This is a genomic window from Micromonospora lacuserhaii, assembly GCF_036902735.1.
Taxonomy (GTDB): domain Bacteria; phylum Actinomycetota; class Actinomycetes; order Mycobacteriales; family Micromonosporaceae; genus Micromonospora.
The window spans coordinates 22,018-33,130 of record NZ_JBAKHO010000056.1; the positions used below are offsets into that span (position 1 = coordinate 22,018).

Below are 11,113 nucleotides of genomic sequence, written 5' to 3' on the forward strand. Positions count from 1 at the left end.
GCCCAGCACGGCGAGCCGGCCCGCCTGCACTCAGCTCCACGGTGCCCAACTACCGGACTTCGGCGCGTTCCCGACTCACCCCGAAGAGCGGTGAACGCGGGGCCAGATTAGGCATCCCGAGCAGCATCGGACAAGCATTTCCGCAGCCGGATTAATGTGATTGACGGCAATCCTGAATTGCGGCAGTTCGACGTAACGCGCTCAGCCGGCGCGACGCTGGTTCTCCTCGAGGCGACCCGTCCACGCATCGCCTTCCGGGCCGGCCGACGCAGGGCTCGCCGCCCACCCGCCGGCGATCAACGCGAGCGCCGCCAGGTGCAGCATCCGCACCCCGGCGGGGGCCGGCACCGTGGCGGCCGGCAGCACCGGCAGCAGGGTCGCCCCGACGGCGGTGACCGCCAGCGCCACGCCCCAGAAGGCCACCGGCCGGGTCGGCGGCACGGGCGGCCGTACGCCGGAGAAGACCTCTCTCCGGCGGGCGGCCCGCACCGCGAGGGCCACCACGAACAGCCCGCCGACCGCGGTGCTCACCAGGTCGGCGAAGAACCACCAGTACATCCCGGTGGCCGCGGGAAAGTCCACCCCCAGGGCCCGCAGCCAGCCGTCGGTATGGGTCACCCGGTCCCAGGCGACGTGGCTGGCCGCCCCGATCAGCGCGGAGCAGACGGTCACCTGCCAGGGGTGGCGGACGCTGCCCAGCGCGGCGTGGTCCAACCAGCCGAACAGCCGGGCGCCGGGCAGGTGCACGGCGATGCCGGCCACCGTACGCCGGACGGCCCAGGCGTAGCAGAGCGCCACCGGCAGGCACCACCAGATCAACCCGCCCACCGTGTGGGTCCGGGCGCCGAGGTCCAGCCGGGTACCGGTGACCAGGTACGCCACGTCCGGGGCGACCGCGCCGGTGGCCAGCGCCACCCCGTCGAACCAGTGCGGTCGCCACAGCTTCAGCGGCAGGACCGGCGCCAGGTGGGAGGGAAACGTCAGCGGCACGAACCGGACGTTACCGGGCCGGTCAGAAGTGTCGGAGCAGGTCGGGGAAGCCGGCCAGCCGCAGCACGCCCTCGTCGTCCGGGTCCACCTCGTCGTGCTCCAGCACCCAGGTGTTGTCGTTCGGGATGAACACCGCCCGCATCCCGGCCGCCCGGGCCGGGAGGATGTCGGACTTCGGGGAGTTGCCGACCATCCAGGCGACGCCCGGGTCGAAGCCGTGCTCGGCGGCCAGCCACCGGTAGGTGTCCGCATCCTTCTCCCGCACCACGTGCGCGGCGCGGAAGTGGTGCAGCAGCCCGCAGGCGTCGAGCTTGCGCTGCTGCTCCTCGCGGTCGCCCTTGGTCAGCAGCAGCAGGTCGTACCGGCCGGCGAGGGTGTCGAGGGTGTCGGCGACCCCGGGCATCAGCTCGACCTGGTGGGCGACGAGCGCGGCGGCCAGCGCGTCGATCTCCCGCCGCTCCCGCTCGGTGGCCGGGCGGGCGCGCAGCCGCTCCAGGCACTCCCCCAGGCTGCGCAGGAAGACCTTGCTGCCGTACCCGTGGACGACCGCGTTGGCCCGCTCGATGTCGTCCAGCACGGCCCGGATCTCGACCCGGTCCAGGGTCGGGTGGTCCAGCCACGCCAGGAAGTCGTCGATCACCCGCTCGAAGACGACGTTGTTCTCCCAGAGCGTGTCGTCGGCGTCGAAGACGAGCACCTTGGTGTCCGTACGCTGTGCCATCGGTCCCTCCCCAGGTCGGCCGGCCCGGCCACGCTACTGCGCCGGGGCGACGGCCACATCCCGGTTTCCGCGGAGCCGGCGACGGGTGCCGGGTCGGTCACCGGCGCAGGGTGAGGATGAGGTCGGCGACCAGCGCGGTCCACCCGGTCTGGTGCCACGCCCCCAGCCCGGCGCCGTTGTCGCCGTGGAAGTACTCCGGGAAGGAGATCAGGTCCCGCCAGTCCGGGTGGGTCTGGAAGAGCTGCGCGGCGCCGTAGATCGGGCGTCTCCCCCAGCCGTCCCGGGTGAAGAGCGAGATCAGCCGGACGGAGAGGTCGTCGGCGATCTCGTCGAGGCTGCACTTGCGGCCGGACCGGGTCGGGTACTCCACCTGGAGGTCGTCGCCGAAGAACGCGGCGTAGTCGCGCAGCGCGCTGATCAGCAGGAAGTTCGTCGGCATCCAGATCGGGCCGCGCCAGTTGGAGTTGCCGCCGAACAGGCCACTGGTCGACTCGGCCGGCTCGTACCCGACGCAGAACTCCTGCCCGCCGAGGGTCACCGCGAAGGGCTTGTCCAGGTGCGCCCGGCTGAGCGTCCGCAGGCCGTACTCGGAGAGGAACTCGTCGGTGTCCAGCATCCGGGCCAGCAGCCGGGTCACCTGCTCGGTGCCGACCATGGAGAGCAGCCGCTGCTGCCGGCCGTCCGAGCCGAGCCGGCGGGCGCCGATCACGTCGGCGTACTCGGGGCGGTGGGTGAGGAACCAGCGCAGCCGGGCGCCCAGCTCGGGCAGGCGTTGCAGGGTCTTCGCGGTGAGCCGGGTGGTGGCCGCCAGCGGCAGCAGCCCGACCACCGAGCGCACCTTCAGCGGCACCTGGCTGCCGTCGGCCAGCCGCAGCACGTCGTAGAAGAAGGCGTCCTCGTCGTCCCAGAGGCCCTGCTCGTACGCGGCGGCGGCGATGTACGCGAAGTGCTCGAAGAACTTGGTGGCGGTGTCCACGTACGCCCGGTCGTGCTCGGCCAGCACGATCGCCATGTCCAGCATGTTGAGCGCGTACATCGCCATCCAGCCGGTGCCGTCGGACTGCTCCAGCACCCCGGCCACCGGCAGGGCCGCCGAGCGGTCGAACGGGCCGACGTTGTCCAGCCCGAGGAAGCCGCCCTCGAAGACGTTGTTGCCGCCGGTGTCCTTGCGGTTGACCCACCAGGTGAAGTTGAGCAGCAGCTTGTGCATCACCCGAGCCAGGAACTCGTGGTCGGACGAGCCGTCGATCTCGAACACCTTCAGCGCGGCCCAGGCGTGCACCGGCGGATTCACGTCACCGAACGCCCACTCGTACGCCGGGATCTGGCCGTTGGGGTGCAGGTACCACTCGCGGAGCAGGAGCAGCAGCTGCTCCTTGGCGAAGCCCGGGTCGACCCGGGCGATGCTGACGCAGTGGAAGGCCAGGTCCCAGGCCGCGTACCAGGGGTACTCCCAGGGGTCGGGCATGGAGATCACGTCGAAGCTGTTCATGTGCCACCAGGCGCTGTTGCGCCCGTGCCGGCGCCCGGCCGGCGGCGGCGCCGAGCCCGGATCGCCCTCCAGCCACCGCTTGACGTCGAAGTGGTAGAACTGCTTGCCCCACATCAGGCCGGCGATCGCCTGCCGGGCCACCAGGGCCTCGTCGGCGCTGGCCGCGGCCGGGATGACGTCGGCGAAGAACCGGTTCGCCTCGGCCCGCCGGGCCCAGACCACGGCGTCGAAGCCGTCGCCGAGGTCCGCCGGGGGCGGGACCGTCCCGCCGGGCGGCGGCGCCGTCCGGGTCAACCGCAGCCTGATCTGCCGCCGGCCGCCCGCCGGCACGTCCAGCACGTAGTGCAGCGCGCCCTTGGTGCCCTCCCGGTCCGGGTTGACGGTGTCCGCGCCGGCCACCACGTGGTCGTTGATCCCGTCCTTCGGGTACGGCGAGCGCCCCGGCAGCCCCCAGAGCCGCTCGGCGTTGGTGTCGTTGTCGCAGAGCAGCGGGGTCGGCTCGCCGTCGCCCTCGAGCAGGAGCTGGCCCAGCACCCGGTGCTCGCCGACCAGCCGGGAGCCCTCGCCGACCAGCCGGGGCACCCGGTCGGTGCCGGGCAGCCCCCAGGCCCAGGTGTTGCGGAACCAGAGGGTGGGCAGCACGTGCAGGGTGGCGTCCCGGTCACTTCGGTTGGCCACGGTGACCACCATGCACAGGTCGGTGGGCGAGGCCTTGGCGTAGTCGACGGTGACCGCCCAGTACCGGTCGTCGTCGAAGATCCCGGTGTCCACCAGCTCGTACTCGGTGTCGTCCCGGCCACGCAGCGCGTTCACGGCGACCAGCTCGTCGTACGGGAAGGCGGCCTGCGGGTAGTGGTAGCGCCAGCGCATCCAGGAGTGGGTGGGGGTGGAGTCCTCGTACCACCAGTACTCCTTGACGTCCTCGCCGTGGTTGCCGCCGTCGCCGCCGAGGCCGAACATCCGCTCCTTGAGGATCGGGTCCTCGCCGTTCCAGAGCGCGAGGGCGAAGCAGAAGGTCTGCCTGTCGTCGCAGACGCCCGCCATGCCGTCCTCGTTCCACCGGTAGGCTCTGGACCGCGCGTGGTCGTGGGGGAAGTAGTCCCATGCCGTCCCGTGCTCGCTGTAGTCCTCCCGTACCGTCCCCCACGCCCGCTCGGACAGATAGGGACCCCATGCGCGCCAGTCCTGCTCCCCGGCATCTGCCTGGGCGAGCCGGAGCCGCTCGGCGTCGGGGGACGGTGCGTCGGAGGGCGATCTGTCGGTGAACACGTGCACATCTTCGACGCCGCCCGGGTACTTCACCACAGGGGTCATTGTCGTCGTGGCGTGTTACACCCCGCGGCCACAGGAGGAAAGTAGTTGATCGAGATCGGTTTCGGCCCCCAGGTCTGCGGCGAACTGGCCGCTGGGGCGACCCGCGAGTGGCTGCTCACCGACGGCCTCGGCGGGTACGCCATGGGCACCGTCAGCGGGTTGCGGACCCGCCGCTACCACGGACTGCTCGTGGTGGCCGGCGCGACGCCGGCGTCCCGGACGGTGGGCCTGGTCAGCCTGGACCCGGCGGTGACGCTGCCCTCGGGGGCCACCGTCCGGCTGGGCGCGCACGAGTGGTCCTCGGGCGTGGTGGACCCGCGCGGCTACGAGCTGCTGGAGCGCTTCGAGCTGGTCGACGGCCTGCCGCGCTGGCGGTGGCGGATCGGCGACGTGGTGATCGAGCGGGAGCTGGCCATGACGTACGGCCGCCCCGGCGTGGCGGTGGTGCACCGGCTGGTCGCCGGCGGCCCGGTCCGGTTGGCGCTGGCCGCGGCCACCACCTGGCGGGACGCCCACGGCGAGCGGCGCGCCGACGGGCCGACGCCCCGGCTGGAGCCGGTGGACGGCGGCACGGTGGTCGAGGGGGCGTTCCGGCTGGCCGGCCCGGACTGGACGCCCGCGGGGCAGTGGTGGCGTGGCGCGTACCACCGGGAGGAGGCCGCGCGCGGGCTGCACCCGGAGGAGGACCTCTGGTACGCCGGCCGGTTCGCCGGCAGGCTGGACCGCCCGGGCGACACGGTCGAGGTGCTGGCCTGGGCCGGTGACCTGGCCGATCCGCCGCCACCGGCGACGGAGGTGGTCGCGGCGGCCCGGCGCCGGCATCGGGCGGTGGTGGCCGCGGCGAAGCCGGCCGACCCGGTGCAGGCCACCCTGACGCTGGCCGCCGACGCGTTCGTGGTGCGCGCCCCGGCCGGCCCGGACGTGGTGGCCGGCTACCCGTGGTTCGGCGCCTGGTCGCGGGACACGATGACCTCGTACGAGGGGTTGTTCCTCTGCACCAACCGGGCCGACGAGGGGCGCGAGCTGCTCCGGTCGTACGCGGCGACGCTGTCGGAGGGGATGCTGGCGAACACCGCCGACACCGGCCGGGTGGAGTACAACACCGTCGACGCGACGCTGTGGTTCCTGCATGCGGTGAGCCGGCATGTGACGGTCACCGGCGACACCGACCTCGGCGACGAGCTGCTGCCAGCGCTGCACGGGGTGGTCGAGTCACACGTGGCCGGCACCCGGTACGGCATCGCGGTCGACCCGGTAGACGGGCTGATCACCCAGGGCGGCACCCCGGGCACCGCGCTGACCTGGATGGATGCCCGGGTGTACGGGGTGCCGGTGACCCCGCGTACCGGCAAGCCGGTGGAGGTCAACGCGCTCTGGGTGAACGGGCTGGCCGGGCTGGCCGAGCTGACCGAGCTGGCGGGACGGGACGCGGGCGAGCTGTGGCGGCTGCACGACCGGGCCCGGGACGCGTTCCGCAAGCGGTTCCCGGCGCCGACGGGCTGGCTGCACGACGTGGTGGACGCGCCGGCGCCGGCGTACCCGCTGGGCGGGGCGGCGCACCACGACGACGACCTGCTCCGGCCGAACCAGCTGCTGGCCTGGTCGCTGCCGTTCGCCCCGCTGGAGCCGGACCCGGCGGCGCTGCGCCGGGTGGCAGCCGGGCTGTTCACCCCGCTGGGCCCGCGCAGCCTCTCCCCGGACTCACCCGAGTTCACGCCCCGGCACCGGGGCGGGCCGGCGGAGCGGGACGGGGCGTACCACCAGGGGACCGTCTGGCCGTGGCTGGTGGGGCCGTTCGTCGAGGCGTACCGGAAGGCCGGGCTGCCCACCGATGACCTTTTGGTGGGGCTTGAGGGCCATTTGAAGGAGTTTGGCCTGGGGTCGGTCAGTGAGACGGCCGACGGCACCGCGCCGCACGCCGCCACCGGCTGCCCCTTCCAGGCCTGGTCGGTGGCCGAGCTGCTGCGGGTCCGACGGGTCGGATAGGCACGCGTTACACACCGGCAACGGCGGTGTCTCCGCTGGTTATCCGACCCCGGGCAGGATTGGCTCCGACCTCGGGCGACACGGAGGCACCCTTCACGGGTGTCGATCGGCGCGCGCCCGGGACCAACTCAAAGGGGGCCGCATGTCACCTGACGCCGACGTGATCGACATCCACCCCGCCCGGCACCAGCGGGTGCTCATCCTCTCCTGGGAATACCCACCCGTGCTGGTCGGCGGCCTCGGCCGGCACGTGCACGCCCTCTCGGTCGCCCTGGCCGCCGCCGGTCACGAGGTCACCGTCGTCACCCGGCACGCCGACGGCGCACCCCTGGAGGAGTACGCCGACGGGGTGCGGATCCTGCGGGCGCCGGAGGACCCGGTCACCTTCCCGCTGGCCACCGGCTCGCTGCTGGCCTGGACGATGGCGTTCAACCACACCCTGACCCGGACCGCCCTGCGCGCCGCCGAGTCCGGCGACTACGACGTCGTGCACGCCCACGACTGGCTGGTCGCGCACACCGCGGTGACCCTCGCCGAACACCTGGACCTGCCGCTGGTCACCACCATCCACGCCACCGAGGCGGGCCGGCACCAGGGCTGGCTGCCGGAGGAGATGAACCGCACCATCCACGGCGTCGAACACTGGATCAGCACCGCCTCGGCCCGGGTGATCGCCTGCTCCGGGTACATGCGGGACCAGGTCACCCGGCTCTTCGACGTGCCCGCGGCCCGGGTCGACGTGGTCGCCAACGGCGTCGACCACCGGGCCTGGCACGCCCGCCCCCGCGCGGTCGCGTCGGCCCGCGCCCGGTTCGCCGCGGACGGCCCGCTGATCGGGTACGCCGGCCGGCTGGTCTACGAGAAGGGTGTCCAGCACCTGGTGCACGCCGTGCCGCACCTGCGCGACCGGCACCCCGGGTTGCGCGTGGTGATCGCCGGCGACGGGCCGTACCGGGAGGAGCTGGTGGCCGAGGCGCGGCGGCTGCACCTCGGGGAGACCGTCCGCTTCGCCGGGTTCATGGACTCCGGCCAGCTCCCCGCGGTGCTCGCCGCCACCGACGCGACCGTGATCCCCAGCCTCTACGAGCCGTTCGGCATGATCGCCCTGGAGGCGGCGGCCGCCGGGGCGCCGCTGGCGGTGGCCCGCACCGGTGGGCTGGCCGAGATCGTCGAACCGGGCGTCACCGGGGTGACCTTCCCGCACAGCGAGCCGGAAGCCCTCGCCGGCGCGGTCGGCCAGCTCCTCGGCGACGAGGTCTTCGCCCGCCGGGTGGCCCGCCGGGCCCGCACCATGGTCGCCGAGCGGTACGGCTGGGCCACCATCGCCGCCCGGACCGCGGGCGTCTACGCCGCCGCCCGCCGGGACCACGGCAGCTTCCAGGGCCGCCGGGCCGCCGCCCAGCTCGCGGGTGGACGGTCCCGGATCACCATCCCCGAGGGGAACCTGCTGGCGATGGACGGGGCGGCCTGCTGACGCGCCGGCCCGATGACCGATAGGTCTCTCCCGATCCATTGGCTAAGTTGTACGTCGGCCAACGGTGAGGAGCATGGTGCAGCAGGTGACGATCGCCGGGCGTTACCGACTGCTCGAACTGGTCGGTCGGGGCGGGATGGGGCGGGTGTGGCGGGCCCGGGACGAGATGCTGCACCGCGAGGTGGCGGTCAAGGAGGTCGTCCCGCCGCACTGGCTCGCCGAGTCGGAACGCGACGAGCTGCGGCTGCGTACGCTGCGCGAGGCGCGGACGGCGGCCCAGCTCAACCACCCCAACGTGGTACGCCTCTACGACGTCATCCAGGTCGACGACCGGCCGTGGATCGTGATGGAGTACGTCGCCTCGCGGTCGCTGCAGACCGTCCTGGACACCACCGGTCCGCTCGACCCCGTGCGGGCGGCCGACATCGGGTTGGCACTGCTGGCCGCGCTGCGCGCCGCGCACACCGCCGGCGTGCTGCACCGCGACGTGAAGCCGCAGAACGTGCTCGTCGCCGAGGACGGCCGGGTCATGCTCACCGACTTCGGGCTGGCCGTCTTCGACGGCGGCGACGGGCTGATGACCCGCCCCGGGATGGTCCTCGGCTCCCCGCAGTTCGTCGCCCCAGAAAGGGCCGCCGAGGGGGTGTCCAGCGTGGAGGCCGACCTCTGGTCGCTCGGCGCCACCCTGCACGCGTCGGTGGAGGGACGGTCCCCGTACGCCCGCAGCACCGCCATGGCGACCCTCGCGGCGCTGGCCTCCTCGCCACCGGACCCGGCCCCGCACGCCGGCCCGCTGCGTCCTGTGCTGGAGGGGCTGCTGCACCGTGACCCCCGGCAGCGGGTCGGCCACGACGAGGCGAACCGGCTACTGGAGACGGTGACCCGCCCGGTGCCGACCTCGGAGCCACCGACGGTCGTGCTGCCGGTGGCCCGCACGGCGGTGATCGCCCCTCCCCCGCCCTGGCCCGGCACGGCGAAGTCCGGCGGCTCCGGTACGGCGGCCGGATCCGCCCCGGCGGGCTCGGCTGAGCCGTGGGCCGACGGGCCGGGTGGCGGTCCCGGGGACGTCCGGTCGGGCCGACCGGCGGCCGGCTCCGAGGCGGAGCGGGAACGCGACCGGCAGGGCGCGACCGGCTCCGGGGTGGACCGGGAACGCAGCCGCCAGGGGGCGAGCGGCGCCGGGTCCGGTTCGGACCGGGACGACGCCGGGCGGTACGGCCTGCTGGCCTGGCTCACCTCGGGCGGGCGGCGCTGGGCGCTGGCCGCCACGGCCCTGCTGGTGGCCGCCGTCGCCGGGGTGGGCACCGCGCTCGCCGTCACCCGCGACGACCGCAGAACCACGTTGGTCATCCCGGCGAGCGGGGAGCCGTGGGAGCACCCGGACCGGCACGATCCCGACGGGGACGGGCCGCCACCGCCGCCCGGTGACGGCGGCCCGGTGACCCCGCCGCCGTTCCCGTGCCTGCGGCGCGAGGCCACCGGCACGCCGGTCACCGTCCTGCCCACGACCACCGAGGACGGCTTCCACCCGCCGTCCGGCTGGACCTGGTACGCCGGCGACGGCTACCGGGTGGCCGTACCGGTCGGCTGGCTGCGCTCCCGCCAGGGGACGGTGGACTGCTTCCGCGACCCCGGCTCGCCGCTGACCCTCAGCGTCGAGGCGGCCACCCCGGGCACCGACCCGGTGGCCCGGCTGCGGACCGAGGAGCAGCGGCAGCTCACCGCCGGCACCCTGGTGGAGTACCAGAAGCTCCGGCTCGGACCGGCCGGTGACGGCGGGGCCGCGTGGGAGTCCCGCTGGACCACCCCGTTCCGGGAACGGCAGCACGCGCTGCGGCTGCTGCCCGGCGGGGAGCGCGCCGGCTGGCTGATCGGTTGGAGCACCGCCGACCAGCAGTGGGACGCCGCCCAGGAACGGCTCACCGTAGTCCGGGACAGCCTGCGCGGCCGGGGGGCCGAGCAGGTCTCCCCCACCTGAGGCGGAGCCACCGCCGCACCATCCGTGCTGCGGATGAGAAAGCCGGCCGCCGTGGATATCGTGTACCCGGGGTAGCCGAGGGGGAACGACGTGCAGCAACTGCTGGTCGCCGGGCGGTACCGGCTGCTCGATCTGGTCGGCAGCGGCGGGATGGGCCGGGTCTGGCTGGCCCGCGACGAGATGCTGCACCGCGACGTCGCGGTGAAGGAGGTCGTCCCGCCGAACTGGCTGGCCGAGTCCGAGCGCGAGGAACTGCGGCTGCGGACCCTGCGCGAGGCGCGGACGGCGGCCCGGCTCAACCACCCCAACGTGGTGCGCATCTACGACGTGGTGCACGACCGGGACAGCCCGTGGATCGTGATGGAGTACGTGCCGTCCCGCTCGGTACAGCAGATCCTCGGCACCGACGGGCCACTGGAGCCCGGCCGGGTCGCCGAGATCGGGCTCGCGGTGCTGGCCGCGCTGCGCGCCGCGCACGCCGCCGGGGTGCTGCACCGCGACGTCAAGCCGCACAACGTGCTGGTCGCCGACGACGGGCGGGTGGTGCTGACCGACTTCGGGCTGGCCACCTTCGACGGCGGCGACGGGTTGATGACCGGGCCGGGCCTGGTGCTCGGCTCGCCGCAGTTCGTCGCCCCGGAGCGGGCCCGGGAGGGCGTGTCGAACCCGCGCACCGACCTGTGGTCGCTCGGCGCCACGCTGCACGCCGCCGTGGAGGGGCAGTCCCCGTACGCCCGGGCCAGCGCGATGGCGACGCTGAGCGCGCTGGCCACCGAGCCGCCCGACCCGGCGCTCCGGGCGGGGCCGCTGCGGCCGGTGCTCGACGGCCTGCTCCAGCGCGACCCCGCGCGGCGGCTGACGGCCGCCCAGGTGGAGCCGCTGCTGCGGGCGGCGCTCCCCGACCCCGCCGCGCTGCCGGTGGCGGGGCGAGGGCCGCGCCACCTCGTCCCGGCTCTCGACGCCGCGCCACCGCCCGGCCGGTCGGCCGATCCGGCCCCGGCCACCGGCCCCGCACCGCACGGCCGGCGTCGCATGCTGGTCGCGGCCGGCGCCGCCGCCGTCACGCTGCTCGCGTCGGCCGGGGTGGCGCTGGCCCTGCGGGACACCGGCGGGGGCGGCACGCCGTCCGCGCCGGGCTCCGGCGGCGGTAAGTCGGAG

At 74.4% G+C, this 11,113-nt stretch carries 7 protein-coding genes; 4 read left to right on the forward strand and 3 right to left on the reverse strand.

The features are described from left to right. Window positions 1–201: 201 nt before the first annotated feature. The 3 genes from V6U81_RS24840 to V6U81_RS24850 form a co-directional block, all read right to left on the reverse strand. On the reverse strand, window positions 202–990 hold the full coding sequence (locus V6U81_RS24840) for a DUF4184 family protein (protein WP_334492621.1): 789 nt from the start codon (window positions 988–990) through the stop codon (window positions 202–204). Between the two features lie 22 nt (window positions 991–1,012). Then, window positions 1,013–1,711: an HAD family hydrolase gene (locus tag V6U81_RS24845; protein ID WP_334492623.1), complete on the reverse strand. Its 699-nt coding sequence runs from the start codon at window positions 1,709–1,711 to the stop codon at window positions 1,013–1,015. Between the two features lie 97 nt (window positions 1,712–1,808). Beyond that, complete coding sequence (locus V6U81_RS24850) at window positions 1,809–4,517, reverse strand: MGH1-like glycoside hydrolase domain-containing protein (protein ID WP_334492624.1); 2,709 nt, start codon at window positions 4,515–4,517, stop codon at window positions 1,809–1,811. 45 nt (window positions 4,518–4,562) lie between these two features. Here V6U81_RS24850 and V6U81_RS24855 point away from each other — a divergent pair, with 45 nt between their 5' ends. The 4 genes from V6U81_RS24855 to V6U81_RS24870 all read left to right on the forward strand — a co-directional run. Next, entirely contained in the window at window positions 4,563–6,503 is a 1,941-nt protein-coding gene (locus tag V6U81_RS24855; protein ID WP_334492626.1) for an amylo-alpha-1,6-glucosidase, read from the forward strand. Between the two features lie 142 nt (window positions 6,504–6,645). Then, on the forward strand, window positions 6,646–7,977 hold the full coding sequence (locus V6U81_RS24860; protein WP_334492628.1) for a glycosyltransferase family 4 protein: 1,332 nt from the start codon (window positions 6,646–6,648) through the stop codon (window positions 7,975–7,977). A gap of 73 nt (window positions 7,978–8,050) precedes the next feature. Continuing rightward, window positions 8,051–9,955 carry a serine/threonine-protein kinase gene (locus V6U81_RS24865; RefSeq protein ID WP_334492629.1) on the forward strand — a complete coding sequence of 635 codons (1,905 nt, stop codon included), beginning with the start codon at window positions 8,051–8,053 and terminating at the stop codon, window positions 9,953–9,955. Between the two features lie 150 nt (window positions 9,956–10,105). Continuing rightward, the coding region (locus tag V6U81_RS24870; RefSeq protein ID WP_420884079.1) for a serine/threonine-protein kinase at window positions 10,106–11,113 on the forward strand (1,008 nt) is incomplete at its 3' end.